Here is a 21710-nt window from a genome sequence, read left to right on the forward strand (position 1 = left end):
GGAATTATGCGGCGGCGGCGCCGGTCGGGCCATGCCGTGATCGCGTGCCCGCGCGATAACCCGAATGGGGGTGCAGGCACGGACGGAGGCGGACTACTTCGTCACGCGCCAGCCGACGGTGGCGGCCGCGAGCAGCAGCGCGCCCGCCATCACGAACGCCGCACCCGGAAACGTGGTGATCGTCATCGCGAAGGTTTGCGTGAAGAGACCCGGGCCGACGATGCCGGCGATCGAGACCAACGACGCCGTCGCACCCTGCAGTTGCCCCTGCTCGGAAGGCCCGACGTGCTTCGTCATCAGCGCCTGGGCGGAGGGAGCCGCGAAACCCCACAGCGACATGATCGGCACCGCGACGAGAAAGAGGATTCCCGTCGGCGCAAGGCCGTAGATCACGAAGCCCACCGTGCCGAAGAGCAGGCCGATGGTCATCGCCATGCGTTCGCCGACGCGCTTCACGACCGGCTTCATGAGCCCGCCCTGCACGATGACCGCGAACACGCCCACGCCGGCAAGCACGAGCCCAACCGCGAGCTCGCCCCAGCCGTAGCGGTAGCCCATGTAGAGCACGGCGACACTCGGCAGCACCATGTGCGCGAGGTTCATGAGGAAGAGCACGGACGCGAGTCCGAACAGCTCCTTGTGCGAGCGCAGCAGCGTGAGGGAGCCCAGCGGATTGGCCCGCTTCCAGTTGAAGGGCGCGCGTTTCTCCGGCGGCAGCGATTCCGGCAGCACGAAGAGGCCGTAGGCCGCGTTCAGGATCGCCATCGCGCCCGCGACCCAGAACGGCAGGCGCGGATCGACGCTGCCCAGCACGCCGCCCAGCGCGGGGCCGATCACGAAGCCGAGCCCGAATGCGGCGCCGATCATGCCGAAGGCGCCCGCGCGCTTCTCCGGCGGCGTCACGTCGGCGATGTACGCGAAGGCGGTCGAGATCGAAGCCGCGGTGATGCCGGAGATGAGCCGACCGATGAAGAGCAGCACGAGGCTCGGGGCCAGCGCCATGAAGAAGTAGTCGAGCCCCATGCCGAGGCAGGAGATGAGGATCACCGGACGGCGGCCGAAACGGTCCGAGAGCATGCCCAGCAGCGGCATGAAGAAGAACTGCATCAGGCTCCACGCCGTGCCGAAGAGCCCGAAGACCTCCGCGGCGCGCGCCGTGTCGCCGCCCATGAAGCGCTCCACGAGCTTCGGCAGCACCGGGATGATGATCCCGAGCGCCAGGACGTCGAGCGCGACGAGGATGAAGATGAAGGTGAGCGTGGCTTTTCTCATCGGCTGGGCTCCCGCGTTCGCGGGAACGACGCATGGGGAGCCGCATTCTATAGAATCGAGGGTTCACCCATCGCAGGAGTGCACTTGAAACCCGCCGATCTCCAGAAACTGAAGGGCAAGACCATCGCCGTGCGAAACCAGCCGGGCCCGTCCGACAAGTTCGGCAAGGGCGGGCTCGAGTCCGCGGACCGCCGCGAGCAGCGCAAGCGCGACCAGGAAGCAGGCCTCGTGCCCTTCGCCGTGAAGCTGCATGGCGACCTGGTGAAGGAGCTGCAGGCCAAGGTGACAGCCGGCAAGGGCCTGAACGAAGTCGTCGACGAGATCATCCGCAAGGGCCTGAAGGCCAAGTAGTGGCCATCAAGGCAACGATCTTCAAGGCGGAGCTGCAAGTCTCCGACCTCGACCGCAACTACTTCGCCTCGCACTCGCTCACGATCGCGCGCCATCCGTCGGAGACCGACGAACGGATGATGGTTCGCCTGCTGGCCTTCGCGCTCAACGCCGACGAGTTCCTCGCGTTCGGCCGCGGCATCTCCACCGAGGACGAAGCCGACCTCGCCGTGACCGACCTCACCGGCGCCATCGACGCGTGGATCGACGTGGGGCTACCCGACGAGCGGCGCATCCGCAAGGCTTCGGGGCGCGCCAACCGCGTGATCGTCTACACGTACGGCGGACGATCGGCGGAGATGTGGTGGAACGCGAATGGCTCGGCACTCGGCCGCCTCGACAACCTCAGCGTCTACGACCTGGCGCCGGAGATCACGCGCACGCTCGCCTCGCGCGCCGATCGCACGATGACCGTCTCCTGCACCGTGCAGGATGGCCATGTGTACCTCGAGCAGGATGGCGAGACGCTCGAGATCGCGCCGCACCGCGTGAAGTGAAGTAACTCGCGCTAGGGCCCGACCGCATCGCCCGGACATCCCGTGCGCGGCGCATAGACCGTCACCGTCTCCGCCGCCACCGAGCGCAACCGCGCTTGCACGCCGGCATCCACCCCGACGCCCTCGATCGCCGGAAACAGGCCCGGGGACACGCCGGTCATCGTCGCGGTGATCACCATCGCCGCGAGCAACGAGCCCGGCGCCCGCGCGTGGTTTCCATCCGGCGCATGCAGCTCGATATCGGGGAGGCGAACGCGCGCCAGGTCCCACGCCTGCGGGATCGGTGGCACGCACGCGGGCGCCACGCGCGCGATCGACAGGTGCAGGTCATAGATGCGCTGCGTCTCGGGGATTTCGGCACGCGGCCACTCGGGGAACAGGATCGGCAACGCGCCCACCGCTCGCGATTCCCGGACCAGCGCCACGGCGCCGTCGATCGGATAGTCGAAGAGCCCCGAGCTGCTGTACTCCTGCGCCTGCAGGACGACGAAGCGCCATGGCGTGGAGCGCAGCAATGCGAGCGAGGCCGGATCCGACGCGCGCTGCTGGAGGAACATCCAGGTGGGCGCTTCGACCGCCTCGACCGTGCGGCCGGGCCACGCCGCGCGCACCAGGGCCGCCACCATGTTGGGCAAGCCGTTCGCGGAGGTGTGGCTGTTGCCCATCATGAGGATCTGCACGTCCGCCTTCGTCCCGGCCGGGGGCGGAGGGGGCGGCGGGGAAGCGGGCGAGCTCGAACCACCCCCGCTCCCGCAGGCGGCGAGAACGAGGGCCAGTGAAGCGAGGAGGACACGGGGCATGCGGCGACGTTATCGCCGCAGCGGCCCCGTGTCCCGGTCTCCGGGAGGATTGGAGGAAAAACGGAGGCGGTCAGGCCGCCTTTCGCAGCGTCCTCGCCGCGGCCACCATGTTGGCGAGCGCCGGGATGACCTCCTCCCACTGGCGCGTCTTCAGCCCGCAGTCCGGATTGACCCAGAGCCGCTCGGCGGGAATGCGCTCCGCGGCCTTCCGCATCAGGGCCACGATGTGCTCCGGCGTCGGGATGTTGGGTGAGTGGATGTCGTAGACCCCCGGCCCGATCTCGTTGGGGTACTTGAAGCTGTCGAAGGCGTCGAGCAGCTCCATGTCCGAGCGCGAGGTCTCGATCGTGATCACGTCGGCGTCCATCTCCGCGATCGACGCGATGATGTCGTTGAACTCCGAATAGCACATGTGGGTGTGGATCTGCGTTTCGTCCTCCACGCCGTTGGCCGTGATGCGGAACGCTTCGACGGCCCAGCCGAGATACTCCTTCCACTGCGACTTGCGTAGCGGCAGTCCTTCGCGCAGCGCCGCCTCGTCGATCTGGATCACGCGCACGCCCGCCTTCTCGAGGTCCAGCACCTCCTCGCGCATCGCGAGCGCCAACTGGCGGCACGACACCGAACGCGGCTGGTCGTCGCGCACGAAGGACCAATTGAGGATCGTGACCGGGCCGGTGAGCATGCCCTTCATCGGCTTCTGCGTGAGCGACTGCGCGTACTGGATCCACTCCACCGTCATCGCCTTGGGACGGCGGATGTCGCCGAAGAGGATCGGCGGCTTCACGCAGCGCGAGCCATAGGACTGTACCCAGCCGAGCTGGCTGAAGGCGTAGCCCTCGAGCTGCTCGCCGAAGTATTCGACCATGTCGTTGCGCTCGGCTTCGCCGTGCACGAGCACATCCAGTCCCAGCATCTCCTGCTCGCGCACGCTGCGCTCGATCTCGGTGCGCATCGCGTCGCGGTAACCCGCGCCATCGAGCCGCCCGGCCTTGAATTCGCTGCGCGCATGGCGGATCTCGGCCGTCTGCGGGAAGGATCCGATGGTCGTCGTCGGATAGGCCGGGAGCTTCAAGCGCGCGGACTGCTTCGCCGCACGCTCGGCGTAGGCACTGCGGCGGCGGCCGAGCGAAGCATCCAGCTTGCCGAGGGCCTCCTTCACCGCGGGATTGTTCACGCGCGGCGAGCCGCGGCGGGAAGCGAGGGCGGCCCGGTTGGCCGCGAGCTCCGCCTTCACGGCATCACGCCCTCTGTGGAGCGCCGTGCCGAGCACCTTCAATTCGTCCAGCTTCTGAAGCGCGAACGCGAGCCAGGACTTCACGTCGGCATCCAGCTTCTGTTCGCCGTCCAGGTCCACCGGGACATGGAGCAGCGAGCAAGACGGCGCGATCCACAGGCGATCGCCCAGGCGCTCGTGCAGCGGCTCCAGCCATTCGAGCGCGCCTTCGAGATCCGTCTTCCAGATGTTGCGGCCGTTGACCACGCCGAGCGAAAGCACCTTGTGGGAGGACAGATGGCCGAGCAGTGCGTCGACTTCGCCACGCGCGTTGATGGCATCGAGGTGGATGCCGGCCACGGGCAGCTTGCCCGCCAGGTACAAGTTGTCGCCCAGCGTGCCGAAGTACGTGGCGAGCAGGATCTTCACGCGGCTGGACTTGAGCTCGTGATACGCATGCGTCAGCGCATGGCGCCAGTCATCGTCCAGCTCCGTTACGAGCACCGGCTCGTCGACCTGCACCCACTGCCCGCCCTGCCCCGCGAGCGCTTCGAGCAGCTCGGCATACACGGCGAGCAGCCGCGGCAGCAGCGCCAGCTTGTCGGAGCCGTCCTTGGACTTGCCCAGCCACAGGTACGTGACGGGCCCGATGATGACGGGCTTCGCGTTCACCCCCTGGGCCTTCGCCTCCGCCAACTGATCCAGCAGGCGTGACGCGTCCAGCTTGAATCCCGTCGCGGCCGTGAACTCGGGGACGATGTAGTGGTAGTTGGTGTCGAACCACTTGGTCATCTCTCCCGCGGCAACACCGCCACAGCACGCAACGTGATCGTCGGCGCCCGCGGCGGAACGACCACGCGCCACGCGAAAGTAGTTGTCCAGCGCATCGCCATGGAAGCCCTGCACGCGTTCGGGCAGGTTGCCGAGCGTGAAGCTCATGTCGAGGACCTGGTCGTAGAAGGAGAAGTCGCCGACGGGAACAAGATCGAGCCCGGCCTGTTCCGCCCAGTGACGCGTGCGCAGCGCGAGGCCCTGAGCCGTCAGCGCGTCGCGCGACGATTCACCTTTCCAGTAGGACTCCAGCGCGAACTTGAGCTCGCGACGTGCACCGATGCGGGGGAAGCCGAGGTTGTGGACGAGCGACATGGTGGATCTCCGGACGAAAAGGCAGGGGGAAGCCGGAAATCCTGGGCTCGAAGGCCCATGAAGTAAAATGGTATTAATTCAATCATCCATGAGATCGACTCATGCTAGAGAGATCCCACCTTTCGATCGTCCGGGAAGTAGAGCGCCTGGGCTCGCTCACCGCGGCCGCGGGCGAGCTCCACCTCACGCAATCGGCGTTGAGCCACAGCATGAAGAAGCTGGAGCAGCAGCTCGGCACCGACATCTGGCTGCGCGAAGGCCGGAGCCTCCGCCTCACGCAAGCGGGCCAATACCTCCTCGCCGTCGCCAACCGCGTGCTCCCGCAGCTGGCACTCGCCGAGGGGAAGCTGCGCCAGTTCGCGCAGGGCGAGCGCGGCACATTGCGAATCGGAATGGAGTGCCACCCCTGCTACGAATGGCTGCTGAAGGTGGTCTCGCCCTACCTCGCGAAGTGGCCGGACGTCGACGTGGACGTGAAGCAGAAATTCCAGTTCGGCGGCATCGGGGCGCTCTTCGGCTACGAGATCGACATGCTGGTCACGCCCGATCCCCTCTACAAGCCGGGCCTGCGGTTCGAACCCGTCTTCGACTACGAGCAGGTCCTCGTCGTGGGCCCGAAGCATGCGCTGCGGAAGGCGAAGTTCGCGAAGCCCGCGGACCTCACGAACGAGACGCTGATCACCTACCCCGTCGAGACGGACCGGCTGGATATCTACACGCAGTTCCTCATGCCCGCCGGCATCAGCCCGAAGCGCCACAAGCCCATCGAGACCACCGACATCATGTTGCAGATGGTCGTGAGCGGCCGCGGCGTCGCCGCCCTCCCACGGTGGCTGGTGAAGGAGTACGCCGCGAAGCTGGACGTGACGGCCGTGCGCCTCGGCGAAAAAGGCATCGCCAAGCAGATCTTCCTGGGGACCCGCGAAGCGGACGCCGGCATCGACTACGTCCGCGCCTTCGTGGACCTCGCCCGATCCCGCCGAACCGTCAAGGAACGGTAAAACTCGGCCCGCGCGCGTTGGTCATAATGGGGAGATGAACGACGTCGCAACGGGTATCCAGGCCCAGGTGGAGGCGGTCTATCGCGCCGAATCGCGGCGCGTGCTGGCCACGCTGATCCGCCTGCTGGGCGATTTCGACATCGCCGAGGAGGCGCTGCACGACGCCTTCATCGCCGCCGTCGAGCAATGGCCGGGCGAGGGGATTCCCGCGAACCCACGCGCGTGGCTCGTCTCGACCGGCCGCTTCAAGGCGATCGACCGCATCCGCCGCCGCGCAAAATGGGATGTCTCGCTGGAGGATGTGGCCGAGCAACTGGACGAGGCCACGGACCCCGCCACGCTCGATGATCGCGAGGGCGTGGAGGACGACCGCCTGCGCCTCGTCTTCACGTGCTGCCACCCGGCGCTGGCCCCCGACGCGCAGGTCGCGCTCACGCTGCGCGAAGTCTGCGGCCTCACCACGGAAGAGATCGCGCGCGCCTACCTCGCCACGCCGGCCACGATCGCGCAGCGCGTCGTGCGCGCCAAGAACAAGATCCGCGATGCGCGCATCCCGTATGAAGTACCGGGACGCACCGAGCTGCCCGAGCGCCTGGACAGTGTCCTGCGCGTGATCTACCTCGTCTTCAACGAGGGCTACCTCGCCTCCTCCGGTGAAACGCTCACGCGCCACGACCTCTCGGGCGAAGCGATCCGCCTCGGGCACCTCATCGTCGAGATGCTTCCGGAAGCCGAAGCGGTGGGCCTGCTCGCCCTCATGCTGCTGCACGAGTCGCGCCGCGCCGCACGCACGGCACCGAACGGCGACATCGTGCTGCTCGCCGACCAGGACCGATCGCTGTGGAACCGCGCGCAGATCGCCGACGGCGTAAAACTGGTGGAAGGGGCCCTCGCCGCCGGGGAGATCGGGCTCTACACGCTGCAGGCGGCGATCGCGGCGATCCACGCCCTGGCCCCGAGCGCCGGGGCCACGGACTGGGGCCGCATCGTCGGCTTCTACGACCTCATGCTGCAGGCAACCCCCTCGCCGATCGTCGCGCTGAACCGGGCCGTGGCCGTGGCCATGCGCGACGGGCCGGCCGCGGGGCTCGCCCTCGTCGACACGCTGCTCGCCGAAGGCAGCCTCGACGACTACCACCTCGCCCACTCCGCCCGGGCCGACCTCTGCCGCCGGCTGGGCCAGTCCGCCGAGGCCGCCCATTCCTACAAGAAGGCCCTGGCCCTCACCCGCCAGCCCAGCGAGCAGCGGTTCCTCCGCGCCCGCCTGGCCGAGCTCGAAAAATAATTTTCGGCGCGATGTCGAAATCCCCGTCCTGCCGTTCGACTAGGGGGCAGGAAGGGCGCAATTCCCCTCAACCGCTAAGGAGATGGAGATGGCTTACGTCGATGGATTCGTGATGGTGGTGCCGAAGAAAAACGTGGCGGCGTACAAGAAGATCGCACGCGCCGCGAGCAAGATCTGGCGCGAATTCGGCGCCGTCGACTACGTGGAGTGCGTGGGCGACGACCTCAACACGAAGTTCGGGCGGCCCTTTCCCAAGCTCGCCAAGACCGGCCCGAAGGACACCGTGGTGTTCTCGTGGATCGTGTACGCCTCGAAGGGCGCGCGCGATCGCATCAACAAGAAGGTGATGAAGGATCCGCGCATCGAAAAGATGATGAAGAACGGCATGCCCTTCGACCCGAAGAAGATGTCGATGGGCGGCTTCAAGGTGCTGGTGCAGGGATGAGGTATCTGGTCCTCATCCACCTGGACGAGCAGATGCTCGACGCCATGCCCGAGGCGGAGATGTCGGTGCTGAACGACCGGCATCTCGAGCTGAACGAGTCGCTGCTGAAGAGCGGCCACTTCATCGAGGCCGAGGCGCTGCAGCCCGCGAACACGACCGCCGTCATTCGCGTGCGGGCGGGCAAGGTCGGGGTGGTGGATGGACCGTTCGCCGAGACCAAGGAGCAGGTCGCGGGCTTCTACTTCATCGAGGCCCGGGACCTGAACGAGGCCATTCAAGTGGCTTCGCGCATCCCGAGCGCGGAGTTGGGCACGATCGAGATCCGCCCCTGCCGCAACCTCGTGGTCGACGGAACGCCGCGCATCGCGTCGTCGAAGCCGCGATGAAATTCGCCTGCCTCTTCTATCACAACGAGGACGCGATGACCGCGTTCCCCGCCTCGCAGCGCGACGCGTTGGCGGCGAGCTGCAAGGCCTGGGTCGAGGGCCTGCAGCGCGAAGGCCAGTACGTGGATGCGCTGGGCCTCGCCTCCACGCAAACCGCGACCACGGTGCGCGTGCGCGACGGACAGGTCTCGTACACCGATGGCCCGTTCGCGGAGACCAAGGAACAGCTGGGCGGCCTCACGGTCATCGAGGCCAGGGACCTGGACGAGGCGCTTCGCATCGCCTCGAAGATCTCGGTCGCCAAGACCGGCAGCATCGAAGTCCGACCGCTATTCGACCAACTCGGGAAATAGGGTCAGACCCCTTTTCCCCGCGAAATGGGGTCTGACCCCAATTTCGTTACCAGGAGAAATGACATGAAGGTGATGGTGTTCGTGAAGGCCTCGAAGAACTCCGAGGCGGGCGTGATGCCCAGCCAGAAGCTGATGGACGACATGGGCAAGTTCAACGAGCAGCTCATGAAGGCCGGCATCATGCTGGGCGGCGATGGGCTGAAGCCGAGCTCGGTGGGCAAGCGCGTGCATGTGAACGGCGACAAGCGCACGGTGATCGACGGCCCGTTCGCGGAGACGAAGGAGCTCGTGGCCGGCTACTGGCTCTGGGAAGTGAAGTCGGTGGAAGAGGCCGTCGAGTGGGCGAAGAAGTGCCCCGCCCCGATGCCCGGCGAGGAATCCGACATCGAGATCCGGCCGCTCTACACGATGGAGGATTTCAAATGACCACCAAGGTGCAGTCGTATTTGTCGTTCGAGGGACGGTGCGAAGAGGCCCTCGAGTTCTACAAGGCCAACCTGGGCGCCGTCGTGGAGAACATCATGCGTTTCAAGGAAATGAGCGGCCCTGTCCAGTGCGGCCCGGGCGAGAGCCCCCCGGTGATCCCCAACGGCGAGAAGATCCTCCATTCGTCGTTCACGATCGGCGAGACGCAGCTCATGGCTTCCGACGGGCGCATGTCCGGCGAGAAGCCCGAGTTCAAGGGAATCTCGCTCGCGATCACGGTGCCGGACGACGCCACCGCGAAGAAGCGCTTCGATGCGCTCGCCGCGAGCGGCATGGCGATCCAGGCACCCACGCCGGCCTTCTTCACCACCAGCTTCAGTATCGTCGCCGACAAGTTCGGCGTGACGTGGATGATCGTCTCGAACACCCAACCGAAAGCCCCGTAGGAGTCCCATGCTCAAGATCCTCGGCATCATCGCCGCGCTCATCGCGCTCGCCATCATCGGCGTGCTCATCGCGGCCTCCACGCAACCCGACACCTTCCGCCTCGAGCGCTCGATCGCCATCAAGGCGCCGCCGGAGAAGATCCAGCCGCTCATCACCGACTTCAAAGCCTGGATGGCCTGGTCGCCCTGGGAGAAGAAGGACCCGGCGATGAAGCGCACCTACGGCGGGCCCGAGCGCGGCAAGGGCGCGACCTACGGCTGGGAAGGCAACAAGGACGTGGGCAGCGGCCGCATGGAGATCCTCGTGGCCGAGGCGCAGAAGATCGTGATCAAGCTCATGTTCCTCGAGCCGTTCGAATCGACCAACACCGCCGAATTCACGCTCACGCCGCAGGGCGACAGCACCACCGTGAAGTGGGCCATGTTCGGGCCGTCCAACTACGTGCAGAGGGTGATGTGCGTGTTCTTCAGCATGGACAAGCTGGTCGGCCCCGACTTCGACGCCGGGCTCGCGGCGCTCAAGTCCGTCGCCGAGAAATAGCCATGGCCTGGAACGTCTTCGGCAAACCCGCCCGCACGGCCTCGGACCGCGCGGGCGTTGTAAGGCTTTACCTCATTTCGAGGAAGACTTTCGCTTCTTCGACGACGCCGAGCGCTTCGGCGCGGGCGGAACCTTGCCGCCCGCCTTGCGCGCTTCCGACAGGCCGATCGCGATGGCCTGCTTGCGGGAAGTGACCTTCTTCCCCGAGCGGCCGCTCTTCAGCGTGCCGGCCTTGCGTTCCTTCATCACCTTCTCGACCTTCTCCGCCGCCTTCTTGCCGTACCGGGCCATGTGTCGCTCCCGCTGTTGAGATGCTGCTTCGTTTGCACGAAGCATGCCTAAGGCGAAAGGCGTCCTCCGCAGATAAACGTGGATAAACGCAGATAACAGCAATGCAGGGTCTAACCCTGGATTGCCTTTCATCTGCGTTTATCCGCGTTTATCTGCGGAGGGTTCTTTTCTTTAGTACGCTAGAGGGATGGATACCCATACCGTAGCCGCGGACGCCATCACCAAGGCGAAAGTCGAGCTCGCCGCCGCCCACCGCATCGCCACGATCCACGAGCTGGACGAAGGCATCGACAACCACTTCACGGTGACGGTGCCGGGCCGCGACGGCCAGTACCTGGTTTTGCCCTTCGGAAAACACTGGTCGGAGGCGAAGGCCTCGGACATGTTCGTCTTCGACGAGCAAGGCCGCACGCTCGAGGGACAGGGGCACGTGGAGCTTTCGGCTCGCTGCATCCACGCGCCGATCCACCGCATCACCGGCAAGCGCGTCGTGATGCACACCCACCAGACGTGGGCGCTGGCGCTGAACATGCTGAAGGACAACCGCCTGCTGCCGGCCACGCAGACCGCGGCGTTCTTCCACGGCATGATCGCGTACGACGACACGTACAAGGGCACGGCGGATACGCTGGAGGAAGGCGAGCGCCTCGCCCACCTGATGGGCGACAAGAGCATCGTGTTCATGAAGAACCACGGCATCCTCGTCGCGGGCGACACGGTGGCCGAAGCGTACCGCCGGCTCTACAAGATGGAGCGCGTGTGCCGCACGCAGGTGCTGGCACTCTCGACCGGCAAGGAGCTGAACATCCTCTCGAAAGACGTGATCGCCGCGGTGGTCGCGCCCGCCGAGCAGGAAAGCCATCCGCGCGAGGAGCGCGACCGCCTGTTCTTCGAGGCGATGATGCGCATCGTCGACCGCGAGCTCCCGGGCTACCGGGACTGATGCCGGTCGTCCGCGCCAACGGGCTCGACGTCCGTTACTCCGTCACGGGCAGCGGCCCCTGGGTCACGCTCTCGCATTCGCTCGCCTGCCGCTACGAGATGTGGGACGCCGAGATCGCGCGCCTCTCGAAGCGCTTCACCGTCCTCGCCTACGATTCGCGCGGCCACGGCCACACGAGCGCCCCGCCCGGCCCGTACACGCTCGACCAGGTGGCCGACGACATCAAGGCGATGTACGACGGGCTCGGCATCAAATCCTCGCATTGGATCGGCCTCTCGATGGGCGGCGTCTTCGGGTTGCACACGGCGCTTCGCTATCCGGGGATTTTCGATTCCATGGTTCTCGCCGACACGTCCTCGCGCCTCTCGCCCGAGGGCATCGCCGCGTTCAAGGATCGTGTCGCGAAGGTGACCGCGGGCGGCATGGAAGCGATGGTCGAGCCCACGCTGCAGCGCTGGTTCAAGGAATCCTTCCGCATCAAGAAGCCCGACCTCATGCGGCGCGTCGGGAGCTGGGTGCGCATGACGCCGATCGAAGGCTACATCGGCATCTCCGCGGCGATCCCGACGATCGACGTCACCGACCGCCTCGGCGAGATCCAGGTGCCGTGCGCGGTGCTCGTGGGCGCCGACGACATCGCGATGCCGCTCGCCTTCTCGCAAACGCTCGTGAAGCACCTGCCGAAGGCGGAGCTCACCGTCATTCCCGACGCGGGCCACCTTTCGAACCTGGAGCAGCCCGAGGCGTTCAACGCCGCGCTCGAGGCGTTCTACAACAAGATCTCCTAGGAGGAGAACGAAATGCGTATCGCCGCACGCTTTGCAGCGCTCCTGGCGCTCGCCGCCACCAGCGCGTTCGCGCAGTACCCGAACAAGCCCATCAAGATCATCGTGCCGTTCGCGCCCGGCGGAAACGTGGACGTGACCGCTCGCGTGATCGCCCCGGCACTGCAGGAGGCGCTCGGGCAGCCGGTCATCATCGAGAACAAGCCCGGCGCCGCCGGCACGATCGGCGCGGACTTCGTCGTGCGCGCGCCCGCCGACGGCTACACGCTGCTGATGGGCTCGAACAGCACCTTCAGCGTGGCGCCCGCGCTCAACCCGAAGAATCCGTACAACCCGGTGAAGGACTTCGCACCCGTCGCCTCCATCGCCTCGACGCCGTTCCTGCTCGTGGTGAAGGGCGACTCGCCGATGAAGACGGTGAAGGACCTGGTCGCCGCTGCCAAGGCAGCGCCGGGGAAACTCACCATGGCCTCCGCGGGCACGGGCAGCTCGAACCACCTGGTCGGCGAATTCTTCCAGGATCTCGCGGGCGTGAAGTTCACGCACGTGCCCTACAAGGGGAGCAATCCCGCGATCTCCGACGTGATGGGCGGGCAGGTGGACATGCACTTCGACCAGGTGACGTCCGCCGGGAACCAGGTGCTCGCCGGCAAGCTGCGCGCGCTGCTCGTGACCTCGAAGGAACGCACACCGATGCTGCCCGAGGTGCCGACCGCCGCCGAAGCGGGATTTCCTTCCTTCGGCCCGATCAACGTGACCGGCCTCATCGCGCCCGCGAACACGCCGCGCGAGATCGTCGCGTTGCTCAACGCCGCGGTGAACAAGGTGTTGCAGCAGGCTGCAGTGCGCGAGAAGTACGCGGGTGTTGGCGCCGTGACCACGGGCGGCACGCCCGAGCAGTTCACCGCCTACATCGCCGAGGACCTCGCGCGCTGGACCAAGGTCGTCAAGGACGCCAACGTCAAGGTCGAATGAGCTCCGGAGATCCCATGCCGTCCTTCCAACGAATCGCAACCGTGATCCTCGCCGCGGGACTCGCGTCCTGTGCTTCCCTCACCATGGACAAGACCCCGCTCACGATCAGCCTCGCCACCGCCACGCCCGGCGGCGGCTTCCCGGTCTACGGCGCCGCGTTCCAGGGCGCGGTGCAGGAGGCCGATCCCTCCATCACCATCAATACGCGCAATACGAAGGGCAGCGCGGAGAACGTGCCGTTGCTGGAAAAGGGCGAGGTCGATCTCGCGCTGGTGCAGGGCGAGGCGGCGTACGAGGCGCTGGCCGGAATCGGGCGCGACAAGCCCGCCAACATCAGGATCCTCTGGGCGATGTATTCGTCGCCGGGGATGTTCGTGGTGCGCGCCGACAGCCCGTACAAGACGATCGCGGACCTGAAGGGCAAGCCCGTCGCGTGGGGTGCCAAGGGCTCGGGGCTCGTGCTGCTCGCGGGCTACACGCTCGATCCGCTCGGTCTCCAGCGCGACCGCGACTTCACGCCGACGTATCTCGACCGTGCGGGCGACGGCCCGGCCATGGTGCTCGATGGCCGCGTGGCCGCGCTCTGGGGCGGCGGCGTGGGCTGGCCAGGCTTCGTGACGATGTGGAATTCGCCGGGCGGCGCCCGCTTCATCGCGCCCTCGAAGGACGAGATCGCGAAGATCCTCGCGAAGCACAAGTTCCTGCGCGCGATCACCGTTCCGCCCGACAGCTACCCGGGCCAGGCGCAGCCGATCGAGTCCGTGGGCTCGTGGAGCTTCGTCTTCGCGCGCGCCGACCTTCCCGACGCCACCGCCTACCGGCTGGCGCGGGCGCTGCACAAGGCCGAGGCCGGGATCGCCAAACGGTTGCCCCAGGCAATCGAGAGCACCGCGGCCAACACAGCCGTGGCGGCCGATCCGGCCGTCTTGCACCCCGGCGTAGCCAAGTACCTGAAGGAAGTCCGAAATTAGGGTCAGACCCTCTATTCGGTCAGCGTGGCTCGCCATCCGGAAAATCGGAAAGCAAGGCAACAAAGGGGGTGAGGCGAGGGGGTTGGCGAAACGATGTCTGGACACCGGCGGGTTCCAGAAGGTTTCGACAACCCCCTCGCCTCACCCCCTTTAGTTGCCCGATCCCCCCATTTCACGCTTCGGGGCTCCATTTCGTCGGATAGGGATTCGGTGCCCGCTTCACCCTTGATATCCTGCGGGCCATGTCTTCCTTCTTCTTCATCATCCGCAACATGGCCGCGTGGGGCGTGGTCTTCGCCACCTCGCTCATCATGTGGAGCGCGTTCTCCCACAAATCGCCGCCCTGGTTCATCGTGATCACGGGCCTGGGCGCGATCGCCTGGGCGATGGTGAGCGCGTTCTCGCATGTCCGGCGCGTGCGGCTCATCACGGACCGCACGGATTCCACCTCGTTCGCGAGCCGCCATCGCCGCCGCTTCGAGCTGCCGCTCGAGGCCGACGCCGCCTTCGATCTCGTGGACGCGACGATCCGCGAGCTGCCGTACGTGGAATCGTGCGAGAGCAGCCGGCCGAACCTGCGCGTGCGAGCGCGGGTCAAACGGATGGACCCGTACATGAGTAGCAAGAAGGGCGCGAAGGAAATGATGGGATCGTCCGGCGCCATCCGGAACCAGGTTCTCGCGACCGTCACGCCGGGCAGCGGCACGTGCAGCGTGATGGTGATCTGTGAGCCCGAGGGCGGGGCCTGGGTGGACTGGTTCCTCGTCGACGACGGCACCAACCTCGAGAACATGGAAGCGATCTCGCGCGCGATCACGCGGCGCACTTCCGAGCTTCGCAGGACAGAGCAGGAAAGCGCGCAGCAGACCGCCACCGAAAAAGAGCTCACGGTCGCGAAGCTCTCGCTGCTGCACGCGCAGGTGGAGCCGCACTTCCTCTACAACACGCTCGCCTCGGCGCAGTACCTCACGCGAAGCGACCCCGCCCGCGCCGACCAGATGCTGGGCCACCTCATCACGTACCTGCGCAGGTCGCTGCCGCGCACCGAGGACGCGCTCTCGACGATCGGCGACGAGCTCGAGCGGGCCGTGGCCTACCTCGAGATCCTCAAGATCCGCATGGGCGAGCGCCTCGACATGCAGGTGCAGGTCCCCGACAACCTGAAGACCGTCCCGATGCCGGCGATGATGCTGCAGACCCTGGTCGAGAACGCGATCAAGCACGGCCTCGAGCCCGTCACGGGCGGCGGCACGGTGTGGGTGCTCGCGCGCGAGACCGATGGCAAGGTCGCGGTGACGGTGGCCGACGACGGGCGCGGGTTCCACGATGCGTCCGCGGGAACGGGCATCGGCCTCAAGAACGTCCGCGAGCGGCTGAAGCTCGCCTACGGGGATGCGGCGTCGTTCGCGATCGTGGCGAACTTCCCGAAGGGCGTGGCGGCGACGATCACCGTGCCGGCGCGCGGGCCTAGCGGGGGCGCGAATGCCTAAGGGAATCGTCGCCGAAGACGAAGCGCTGCTGCGCGACGAATTGCTCTCGCTCCTCGGACGCGCCTGGCCCGACCTCGAGATCGTCGCCACGTGCGAGGACGGCGGCACGGCATTGGAAGCGATCGAAGCGCACAAGCCCGACGTCGCCTTCCTCGACATCCGCATGCCGGGCCTCACGGGCCTCGAGGTCGCCGCGGCAACGGCAAGCGCCAGCCCGGGTACGCAGGTCGTATTCGTGACCGCGTACAACCAATATGCGATCGATGCCTTCGACCGCGGCGCCGTCGACTACCTGCTGAAGCCCATCGCGCCCGATCGCCTCGCGGCCACGGTGCAGCGCGTGCAGGCTCGCATCGCCTCGGGCATGAAGGATGGCGGCGAGCTCGCGGCGATCCTCGACCAGTTGCGCGCGCGCCTGCCCGCGACCAGCAAGGCGCCGCCCCTGGTGTGGATCACGGCCTCCGCGGGCAAGGAGACGCGCCTGATCCTCGTGGACGACATCGCCTACTTCCAGGCCGACAACAAATACACCGTGGTGATGACGAAGGACGGCGAGGCGCTCGTGCGAACGCCGATCCGCGAGCTGCTGGATGCGCTCGACCCGAACGTCTTCAAGCAGATCCATCGCTCCACGATCGTGAACATGAAGGCGATCTCCTCGATCGCGCGCGACGAATCGGGGCGCGGGACGCTCCGTCTTCGCAACCGGCCCGAGACGTTGCCGGTATCCCTCACCTTCATGCCCCTCTTCAAGAACATGTAGGAAATAAATGGGGTCAGACCCTTTATTCGACGAATAAAGGGTCTGACCCTATTTACTTCATCCACTCCATCAAAGCATCCAGCAGTTCTGCCAGCACCTCGGAATCCTTGCGTCCTGTTCTCGCCGGCACATGGAACGAGTGATCGGCGTCGGCGAAGAGCTTCAACGACGCCCGCTCGCCCAGGCGCTTCACCACCGGCGTGAGGAGCTCGAGCTCGGCCAGCTCGTCGCGAGTGCCCTGGAGGAAGAGCATCGGGATGTCGACGTCGAAGAGGTGCGCCGCGCGTTCGTCGGAGGGCTTGCCGGGTGCGTGCAACGGAAAGCCGATGAAGGCGAGGCCTTCGACATCGCGCAGCGCCCCCGAGGCCTGGGCCTGCGAGGTCATGCGCCCCCCGAAGGATTTTCCACCCGCGAAGAGCGCGGCCTTGGGAAGACGCTTGCCCGCCTCCATCACGGCGGCGCGTACCGTGGCCTGCGCGACCTTCGGCGTGTCCGGCCGCTTCGAGCCCTGCTCCATGTACGGGAACTGGTAGCGCAACGTGGCGACACCGCGATCGGCGAGGCCGCTCGCCACCGAGGCCATGAAGGGATGCGCCATCCCCGCGCCGGCGCCGTGAGCCAGCACGTAGCAGATGCCCGCCTTCGCCGGAACCTGCAGCAGGCCCGAGACGGTGCGCGTGTCGTCCACCACGATCGTGACGCCGGTGGCGGCGACGGCCGTCGTCATTTCGCGGCGATGTCCATGAGCTTCCGTGCGTATCCCGGCGCCGTGGGCTCGTGCATGAAGTACACGAACACTTCGCGCCAGCCGGTCTTCTCGAGGCGCTGGGCCCAGGTCTCGAGATCCTCGTCCGTGTACTCCTCGAGCCGCAGCCGTACGTAGCCCCAGGGCGCGGTCTCCACGAGGGGCGGCGGCGCATTGTCCTCGCGCTCCGAGTGGCAGAGGGAAGCGCCCTTCGCCTTCAGCAGCGCGTACACCTCGTCGGAGAACCACGTGTCATTGCGAAACTCGAAGGCCGCCTGGTGGTTCGCGGGCAGGCAGGCGAGGAAAGCCTCGAGCCGCGGCACGTCTTTCTTCAGGTTGGGAGGGAGCTGGAACAGCACCGCACCCAGCTTGCCTTCCAGCGCCGTGAGGTTCGCATAAAGAAACCCCACCGACTCCTCGCACGACGCGACATTCAACCGCGAGATGTGCGTGATGCGCTTGGGGGCCTTGATCGCGAAACGGAAGTCCTTCGGCACCGTGCCCGCCCACGACTCGAGCACCGATACCTTCGGCATGCGGTAGAAGGTGTTGTTGATCTCGACCGTGGGCAGCCGCTCCGAATAGAACGCGAGCATCTCCTCGGCCTTCATCTTCTCGGGGTAGAACGGGCCTTTCCACTCCTTGAAGGAGTACCCGCTCGCGCCGGCCCAAAGTTTCATCGGTGCTCCCTGGTCGTTGCCCCTTAGAATCGGGCTCATGGCGAAAGACAGCCTGCGCGAATACTCCGCGAAGCGCACGTTCACCGCAACGCCCGAGCCGCCCGCCGCCATCGCCGAGGGCCGCGGCGGTCCGCTGCTCTTCGTCGTCCAGCAACACCGAGCCTCACGGCTGCACTACGACTTCCGCCTCGAATGCGACGGCGTCCTCAAGTCCTGGGCGGTCCCCAAGGGGCCGTCTCTGGACACTAACGAGAAGCGCCTCGCGGTGCAAACAGAGGATCACCCCTTTGGTTACGCTTCCTTCGAGGGCGTGATCCCCCCGGGGCAATACGGGGCCGGCGAGGTGATCGTGTGGGACTGCGGCGTGTACTCGCCCGACGAGGGCGCCACCTGGTACCACGACCGCGCGGGCGCCGAGCGCGAAGTGCTCGACGGCCTGGCGAAGGGGAAGCTCTCCTTCACGCTGCGCGGCGAAAAGCTGAAAGGCTCCTTCGCACTGGTGAAGACGAAGGAAGCGAAGCAGTGGCTGTTGATCAAGCATCGCGACCGCTTCGTGACCGCGGACGACGTGACGCAGCAGGACCGCTCGGTGCTCTCCGGCATCGCGGTATCCGAGATGAAGACGGTGCCCGCGGGCAAGAGGCTTCCCGCCGTGCAGCTCGTTCCCAATGGCGAGGTGGTGCCGATGCCTGCGGTGGCGAAGCTGGCCCCCATGCTGGCGGAGTCGGCCGACAAGGCCTTCAACAAGCCCGACTGGATGTGGGAGCCAAAGCTGGACGGCTATCGCGTGCTCGCGTTCATCGGCGAGGATGGCGTGAGACTGCGCTCGCGCCGCGGGATCGACTATGCCGCGAATTTTCCCGCGCTTGCCGCGGAGCTCGGCAAGCAACAGGCGGTCAACGGCATGGTGCTCGACGGCGAGATCGTGGCCTTCGATTCCAACGCACGCCCCTCCTTCGGCGCACTGCAGGAACGCGCGCAGCTGAAGACCGCGAGCGAGATCGCCGCCGCGGACCGCGACATGCCGGTCGTGTTCTTCGCATTCGACATGCCCTGGTTCGCCGGCATCGACCTTCGTGCCGTGCCGTATCGCGAGCGGCGCCGCTATCTCGCGCAGTGCATCCTGCCCTCGCCGCGCGTGCAGCTCGTGCATGCGGTGGACGATGGCATCGCGCTGAACGAGGCGGCGATCTCCGCGGGCTTCGAGGGCGTGATCGGCAAGCGGAAGGAGAGCCGCTACGAATCGGGCAAGCGCTCGCAGTCGTGGCTGAAGGTGAAGCCCACGCAGACCGGCGACTTCGTGATCGGCGGCTACACCAAGGGGAAGGGCTCGCGGGGCGAGCTGGGCGCCCTCATCGTCGGCTACTGGGAAGGAAAGAAGCTGCATTTCGCTTCCGGCGTCGGCTCCGGCTTCGACGACCGCACGCTCGCCGCCGTGCTCGCGCGCATCAAGCCCCTCGAGCGCAAGACGATGCCCTTCGCCGAGAAGCCGGAATTGATGAATGGCGGCGTTCCGATCTGGGTGGAGCCCACGAACGTCGCCGAAGTGGAGTTCCAGAGCTGGACCGACGACGGCCACCTGCGCGCGCCCATCTTCCTTCGCCTGCGCGACGACCTCGACGCGAAGAAGGTCAAGAAGCCCGAGTTCAGGTCCACCCCAATAAAGGGGTCAGACCACGTTATTGAACCAACAATAAAGTGGTCTGACCCCTTTATTGGGGACGTGGTGAAACAACTGGAGGAGAAGAAGAAAGACCTCGTGCTCGTGGTCGGCAAGGACCGCATCAAGGTCACGAACCTCGACCGCGTGTACTGGCCCGAGGACAAGGCGTTGAAGCAGCCGGCGCTGACGAAGCGGGATCTGCTGAGATACTTCGCGCGCGTCTCGCCGTTCATCCTGCCGCACCTGAGGGACCGGCCGCTCACGATGATCCGCATGCCCGACGGCATCCGCGGCCAGCGGTTCTTCCAGAAGCATTGGGAGCAGGAGAAGCCCGCGTTCGTGGAGAAGATCCGCGTGTTCTCGGGCAGCAAGGACGAACAGCACGATTACCTCCTGTGCAACAACCTGCCCACGCTGCTGTGGCTCGCGCAGTCGGGCACGCTCGAATTCCACGTGTGGCATTCGCGCTCCAATCCCGGCCTGGACGCGAAGATGCAGGCCTCCGATTTCGATTCGTCGCTCGAAGCGCTCGAGAGCTCCGTCCTCAACTTTCCCGACTACGTCGTCTTCGACCTCGATCCCTACATCTACTCGGGCCAGGAATCGAAGGGCGCGGAGCCGGAGCTGAACACCGTCGCGTTCGAGAAGGGCAAGGAGGTCGCGTTCTGGCTGAAGGAGCTGCTGAACACGATGTCGCTGAATCCCATCGTGAAGACTTCGGGCAAGACGGGGCTCCACATCTTCGTGCCCATCAAGCGGACGATCGACTTCGATGCCGCGCGCCACGTCTCCGAGCTCGTGGGCCGGCACCTGATGAAGCAGCACCCGAAGGACATCACGCTCGAGTGGAGCATCCCGAAGCGCACCGGGAAGATCTTCATGGACTACAACATGAACGTCCGCGGCAAGACGCTCAACGTCGCGTATTCCCCGCGCGGCGAGCCGGGTGCGCCGGTTTCGATGCCGCTCACGTGGGAAGAGCTCGCCAATGCGCACCCGCTCGACTTCCGGCTCACCAATGCGATGGATCGCCTGGTCGAAACCGGGGATCGCTGGCACGACGCGCTCACGATCAAGCAGAGCCTGGAGCGGGCGCTCAAGAAGTAGGCAAAAGTTACGCGAAGTAACGCTCGTAGACCTATGATTTGCAAGTTCTTTTAGAGGCGAGTAGGCTTACCGGTCCTGAGGTGCCCAAGGGGCCTGCCATGGCTGCACGATCGATCGCGTCGTTGACCGTTTCATTCGGGCTGGTCTCCATCCCGGTGAAGCTCTATTCCGCCACGGAAGCGAGCAAGGCCATCTCGTTCAACATGCTGCACAAGACGTGCGGCTCGCGCCTGAAGCAGCAGTACCTCTGCATCAAGGAGGAGATCCCCGTCGCGCGCGAGGACATGGTCAAGGGCTTCGAATTCGCCAAGGACCAGTACGTGATGTTCACGCCCGAGGAGCTGAAGGCCATGGAAGAGGCCGGCACGGGCACGGCGGACATCACGGAGTTCGTGCCGATCGAGCAGATCGATCCGGTCTACTTCGACAAGGCCTACTACATCGCGCCCGACAAGGGCGGCAACAAGCCGTACGCCCTGCTCGCCAAGGCGCTGCGAGATTCCAACCGCTGCGCCCTCGGCCGCTGGGCCGCGCGCGGCAAGCAATACATCGTGATGATCCGCCCGGTGGACGAGGGCCTCGTCATGCAGCAGCTCCTCTACGCGGAGGAGGTCCGCTCCATCAAGGAGATCGAGATCCCCGACACGCCGGTGAAGGACGCGGAGCTCAAGCTCGCCAAGCAGCTCATCGACGCGCAGTCCGTCGACACCTTCGATCCGACGTCGTACACCGATGAAGTCGCGGCCCGCATCCGTGCCGCGGTGGAGCAGAAGGTCGAGGGCCAGGAGATCACGATGGCCGAGGCGCCCGAAGGTGGCGGCGGCCAGGTGATCGACCTGATGGAGGCGCTTCGCGCAAGCCTCGAGAAGCGCGCCGCGGGTCCCGCGAAGGCGAAGCCCGCCGCCGTGGCCGAGGTGAAGGAAGCCAAGGCCGGCGCTCGCAAGCCGCCGAAGAAGGCCGAAGCCGAAACGGCCACCGCAGCCCCCGCCGCGAAGCGCAAGAAAGCCTGACGAATAAAGGGACCAGAACAAAACCCGGGTCAGAGTGGAGTTTTCGGCGCGTAACGCGACAGGGAAAACTCCACTCTGACCCG

24 protein-coding genes are annotated in these 21710 nt (G+C 66.2%); 18 read left to right on the forward strand and 6 right to left on the reverse strand.

Annotated features, from left to right (window positions below):
• Positions 1-93: 93 nt before the first annotated feature.
• Positions 94-1272, reverse strand: coding sequence for a TCR/Tet family MFS transporter (locus DSM104443_RS15480; RefSeq protein WP_171093778.1), 1179 nt, complete (start codon positions 1270-1272; stop codon positions 94-96).
• An 84-nt stretch (positions 1273-1356) separates the two neighbouring features.
• Between DSM104443_RS15480 and DSM104443_RS15485 the strand changes: the two genes are divergently transcribed.
• Positions 1357-1623: a hypothetical protein gene (locus DSM104443_RS15485; RefSeq protein ID WP_171093781.1), complete on the forward strand. Its 267-nt coding sequence runs from the start codon at positions 1357-1359 to the stop codon at positions 1621-1623.
• The gene (locus DSM104443_RS15490; protein ID WP_171093783.1) at positions 1623-2159 is read left to right on the forward strand and encodes a YaeQ family protein; all 537 of its coding nucleotides are present in this window, start codon (positions 1623-1625) and stop codon (positions 2157-2159) included. The genes DSM104443_RS15485 and DSM104443_RS15490 overlap by 1 nt, the downstream gene beginning before the upstream one ends.
• Before the next feature lie 11 nt (positions 2160-2170).
• On the opposite strand, the gene DSM104443_RS15495 is transcribed toward DSM104443_RS15490, so the two are convergent.
• Both DSM104443_RS15495 and metE read right to left on the reverse strand, forming a co-directional pair.
• The gene (locus DSM104443_RS15495; protein ID WP_171093785.1) at positions 2171-2959 is read right to left on the reverse strand and encodes a hypothetical protein; all 789 of its coding nucleotides are present in this window, start codon (positions 2957-2959) and stop codon (positions 2171-2173) included.
• Between the two features lie 70 nt (positions 2960-3029).
• Positions 3030-5321: a 5-methyltetrahydropteroyltriglutamate--homocysteine S-methyltransferase gene (gene metE, locus DSM104443_RS15500; protein WP_171093787.1), complete on the reverse strand. Its 2292-nt coding sequence runs from the start codon at positions 5319-5321 to the stop codon at positions 3030-3032.
• A 101-nt stretch (positions 5322-5422) separates the two neighbouring features.
• Between metE and DSM104443_RS15505 the strand changes: the two genes are divergently transcribed.
• The 8 genes from DSM104443_RS15505 to DSM104443_RS15540 all read left to right on the forward strand — a co-directional run bounded on the left by DSM104443_RS15505 (position 5423) and on the right by DSM104443_RS15540 (position 10204).
• Positions 5423-6322, forward strand: coding sequence for a LysR family transcriptional regulator (locus tag DSM104443_RS15505; RefSeq protein ID WP_171093789.1), 900 nt, complete (start codon positions 5423-5425; stop codon positions 6320-6322).
• Positions 6323-6356: 34 nt separating this feature from the next.
• Positions 6357-7607 carry an RNA polymerase sigma factor gene (locus DSM104443_RS15510; RefSeq protein ID WP_171093791.1) on the forward strand — a complete coding sequence of 417 codons (1251 nt, stop codon included), beginning with the start codon at positions 6357-6359 and terminating at the stop codon, positions 7605-7607.
• Between the two features lie 88 nt (positions 7608-7695).
• Positions 7696-8052 carry a DUF1428 domain-containing protein gene (locus DSM104443_RS15515; RefSeq protein ID WP_171093793.1) on the forward strand — a complete coding sequence of 119 codons (357 nt, stop codon included), beginning with the start codon at positions 7696-7698 and terminating at the stop codon, positions 8050-8052.
• Entirely contained in the window at positions 8049-8438 is a 390-nt protein-coding gene (locus DSM104443_RS15520) for a YciI family protein (protein WP_171093795.1), read from the forward strand. The genes DSM104443_RS15515 and DSM104443_RS15520 overlap by 4 nt, the downstream gene beginning before the upstream one ends.
• The gene (locus DSM104443_RS15525) at positions 8435-8791 is read left to right on the forward strand and encodes a YciI family protein (protein WP_171093797.1); all 357 of its coding nucleotides are present in this window, start codon (positions 8435-8437) and stop codon (positions 8789-8791) included. Before DSM104443_RS15520 ends, DSM104443_RS15525 begins: the two co-directional genes overlap by 4 nt.
• A gap of 63 nt (positions 8792-8854) precedes the next feature.
• Positions 8855-9217 carry a YciI family protein gene (locus tag DSM104443_RS15530; RefSeq protein ID WP_171093799.1) on the forward strand — a complete coding sequence of 121 codons (363 nt, stop codon included), beginning with the start codon at positions 8855-8857 and terminating at the stop codon, positions 9215-9217.
• Positions 9214-9663, forward strand: a complete 450-nt coding sequence (locus tag DSM104443_RS15535) for a VOC family protein (protein WP_171093802.1) — start codon at positions 9214-9216, stop codon at positions 9661-9663. Before DSM104443_RS15530 ends, DSM104443_RS15535 begins: the two co-directional genes overlap by 4 nt.
• 7 nt (positions 9664-9670) lie before the next feature.
• Complete coding sequence (locus tag DSM104443_RS15540; protein ID WP_171093804.1) at positions 9671-10204, forward strand: SRPBCC family protein; 534 nt, start codon at positions 9671-9673, stop codon at positions 10202-10204.
• A 72-nt stretch (positions 10205-10276) separates the two neighbouring features.
• Here the strand turns inward: DSM104443_RS15540 and DSM104443_RS15545 are convergent, their stop codons facing one another.
• The gene (locus DSM104443_RS15545) at positions 10277-10495 is read right to left on the reverse strand and encodes a DUF6496 domain-containing protein (protein ID WP_171093806.1); all 219 of its coding nucleotides are present in this window, start codon (positions 10493-10495) and stop codon (positions 10277-10279) included.
• A 187-nt stretch (positions 10496-10682) separates the two neighbouring features.
• Between DSM104443_RS15545 and DSM104443_RS15550 the strand changes: the two genes are divergently transcribed.
• The 6 genes from DSM104443_RS15550 to DSM104443_RS15575 all read left to right on the forward strand — a co-directional run bounded on the left by DSM104443_RS15550 (position 10683) and on the right by DSM104443_RS15575 (position 16422).
• Positions 10683-11438, forward strand: a complete 756-nt coding sequence (locus DSM104443_RS15550; protein ID WP_171093808.1) for a class II aldolase/adducin family protein — start codon at positions 10683-10685, stop codon at positions 11436-11438.
• A complete protein-coding gene (locus DSM104443_RS15555) occupies positions 11438-12226 on the forward strand; it encodes an alpha/beta fold hydrolase (RefSeq protein ID WP_171093811.1) in 789 nt (262 codons plus the stop codon). Before DSM104443_RS15550 ends, DSM104443_RS15555 begins: the two co-directional genes overlap by 1 nt.
• A 12-nt stretch (positions 12227-12238) precedes the next feature.
• On the forward strand, positions 12239-13198 hold the full coding sequence (locus tag DSM104443_RS15560; RefSeq protein ID WP_171093813.1) for a Bug family tripartite tricarboxylate transporter substrate binding protein: 960 nt from the start codon (positions 12239-12241) through the stop codon (positions 13196-13198).
• A 14-nt stretch (positions 13199-13212) separates the two neighbouring features.
• Positions 13213-14169: a TAXI family TRAP transporter solute-binding subunit gene (locus DSM104443_RS15565; RefSeq protein WP_171093815.1), complete on the forward strand. Its 957-nt coding sequence runs from the start codon at positions 13213-13215 to the stop codon at positions 14167-14169.
• Positions 14170-14411: 242 nt separating this feature from the next.
• Positions 14412-15659 carry a sensor histidine kinase gene (locus tag DSM104443_RS15570; protein WP_171093817.1) on the forward strand — a complete coding sequence of 416 codons (1248 nt, stop codon included), beginning with the start codon at positions 14412-14414 and terminating at the stop codon, positions 15657-15659.
• Complete coding sequence (locus DSM104443_RS15575) at positions 15652-16422, forward strand: LytR/AlgR family response regulator transcription factor (RefSeq protein ID WP_171093818.1); 771 nt, start codon at positions 15652-15654, stop codon at positions 16420-16422. Before DSM104443_RS15570 ends, DSM104443_RS15575 begins: the two co-directional genes overlap by 8 nt.
• Positions 16423-16474: 52 nt before the next feature.
• Here DSM104443_RS15575 and DSM104443_RS15580 read toward each other — a convergent pair whose 3' ends face one another.
• Both DSM104443_RS15580 and DSM104443_RS15585 read right to left on the reverse strand, forming a co-directional pair.
• Positions 16475-17149 (reverse strand): alpha/beta hydrolase family protein, encoded by a 675-nt coding sequence (locus DSM104443_RS15580; RefSeq protein WP_171093820.1) that lies wholly within the window; start codon positions 17147-17149, stop codon positions 16475-16477.
• Entirely contained in the window at positions 17146-17847 is a 702-nt protein-coding gene (locus DSM104443_RS15585) for a DUF72 domain-containing protein (RefSeq protein ID WP_171093822.1), read from the reverse strand. The genes DSM104443_RS15580 and DSM104443_RS15585 overlap by 4 nt, the downstream gene beginning before the upstream one ends.
• Before the next feature lie 37 nt (positions 17848-17884).
• Here DSM104443_RS15585 and ligD point away from each other — a divergent pair, with 37 nt between their 5' ends.
• Both ligD and ku read left to right on the forward strand, forming a co-directional pair.
• Positions 17885-20617, forward strand: coding sequence for a DNA ligase D (ligD, locus tag DSM104443_RS15590; RefSeq protein ID WP_171093823.1), 2733 nt, complete (start codon positions 17885-17887; stop codon positions 20615-20617).
• A gap of 98 nt (positions 20618-20715) precedes the next feature.
• Positions 20716-21627, forward strand: coding sequence for a non-homologous end joining protein Ku (ku, locus tag DSM104443_RS15595; protein WP_171093825.1), 912 nt, complete (start codon positions 20716-20718; stop codon positions 21625-21627).
• The last annotated feature ends 83 nt before the right edge of the window (positions 21628-21710 follow it).

Origin of the sequence: Usitatibacter rugosus (assembly GCF_013003965.1) — a bacterium.
GTDB lineage: Bacteria > Pseudomonadota > Gammaproteobacteria > Burkholderiales > Usitatibacteraceae > Usitatibacter > Usitatibacter rugosus.

What these genes read in the sequence shown, in the direction of transcription:
- DSM104443_RS15480 (WP_171093778.1), bottom strand. Translation starts at nt 1,272, where the DNA reads ATGAGAAAAGCCACGCTCACCTTCATCTTCATCCTCGTCGCGCTCGAC.
- DSM104443_RS15495 (WP_171093785.1), bottom strand. Translation starts at nt 2,959, where the DNA reads ATGCCCCGTGTCCTCCTCGCTTCACTGGCCCTCGTTCTCGCCGCCTGC.
- metE (WP_171093787.1), bottom strand. Translation starts at nt 5,321, where the DNA reads ATGTCGCTCGTCCACAACCTCGGCTTCCCCCGCATCGGTGCACGTCGC.
- DSM104443_RS15505 (WP_171093789.1), top strand. Translation starts at nt 5,423, where the DNA reads ATGCTAGAGAGATCCCACCTTTCGATCGTCCGGGAAGTAGAGCGCCTG.
- DSM104443_RS15510 (WP_171093791.1), top strand. Translation starts at nt 6,357, where the DNA reads ATGAACGACGTCGCAACGGGTATCCAGGCCCAGGTGGAGGCGGTCTAT.
- DSM104443_RS15515 (WP_171093793.1), top strand. Translation starts at nt 7,696, where the DNA reads ATGGCTTACGTCGATGGATTCGTGATGGTGGTGCCGAAGAAAAACGTG.
- DSM104443_RS15520 (WP_171093795.1), top strand. Translation starts at nt 8,049, where the DNA reads ATGAGGTATCTGGTCCTCATCCACCTGGACGAGCAGATGCTCGACGCC.
- DSM104443_RS15525 (WP_171093797.1), top strand. Translation starts at nt 8,435, where the DNA reads ATGAAATTCGCCTGCCTCTTCTATCACAACGAGGACGCGATGACCGCG.
- DSM104443_RS15530 (WP_171093799.1), top strand. Translation starts at nt 8,855, where the DNA reads ATGAAGGTGATGGTGTTCGTGAAGGCCTCGAAGAACTCCGAGGCGGGC.
- DSM104443_RS15535 (WP_171093802.1), top strand. Translation starts at nt 9,214, where the DNA reads ATGACCACCAAGGTGCAGTCGTATTTGTCGTTCGAGGGACGGTGCGAA.
- DSM104443_RS15540 (WP_171093804.1), top strand. Translation starts at nt 9,671, where the DNA reads ATGCTCAAGATCCTCGGCATCATCGCCGCGCTCATCGCGCTCGCCATC.
- DSM104443_RS15545 (WP_171093806.1), bottom strand. Translation starts at nt 10,495, where the DNA reads ATGGCCCGGTACGGCAAGAAGGCGGCGGAGAAGGTCGAGAAGGTGATG.
- DSM104443_RS15550 (WP_171093808.1), top strand. Translation starts at nt 10,683, where the DNA reads ATGGATACCCATACCGTAGCCGCGGACGCCATCACCAAGGCGAAAGTC.
- DSM104443_RS15555 (WP_171093811.1), top strand. Translation starts at nt 11,438, where the DNA reads ATGCCGGTCGTCCGCGCCAACGGGCTCGACGTCCGTTACTCCGTCACG.
- DSM104443_RS15560 (WP_171093813.1), top strand. Translation starts at nt 12,239, where the DNA reads ATGCGTATCGCCGCACGCTTTGCAGCGCTCCTGGCGCTCGCCGCCACC.
- DSM104443_RS15565 (WP_171093815.1), top strand. Translation starts at nt 13,213, where the DNA reads ATGCCGTCCTTCCAACGAATCGCAACCGTGATCCTCGCCGCGGGACTC.
- DSM104443_RS15570 (WP_171093817.1), top strand. Translation starts at nt 14,412, where the DNA reads ATGTCTTCCTTCTTCTTCATCATCCGCAACATGGCCGCGTGGGGCGTG.
- DSM104443_RS15575 (WP_171093818.1), top strand. Translation starts at nt 15,652, where the DNA reads ATGCCTAAGGGAATCGTCGCCGAAGACGAAGCGCTGCTGCGCGACGAA.
- DSM104443_RS15580 (WP_171093820.1), bottom strand. Translation starts at nt 17,149, where the DNA reads ATGACGACGGCCGTCGCCGCCACCGGCGTCACGATCGTGGTGGACGAC.
- DSM104443_RS15585 (WP_171093822.1), bottom strand. Translation starts at nt 17,847, where the DNA reads ATGAAACTTTGGGCCGGCGCGAGCGGGTACTCCTTCAAGGAGTGGAAA.
- ligD (WP_171093823.1), top strand. Translation starts at nt 17,885, where the DNA reads ATGGCGAAAGACAGCCTGCGCGAATACTCCGCGAAGCGCACGTTCACC.
- ku (WP_171093825.1), top strand. Translation starts at nt 20,716, where the DNA reads ATGGCTGCACGATCGATCGCGTCGTTGACCGTTTCATTCGGGCTGGTC.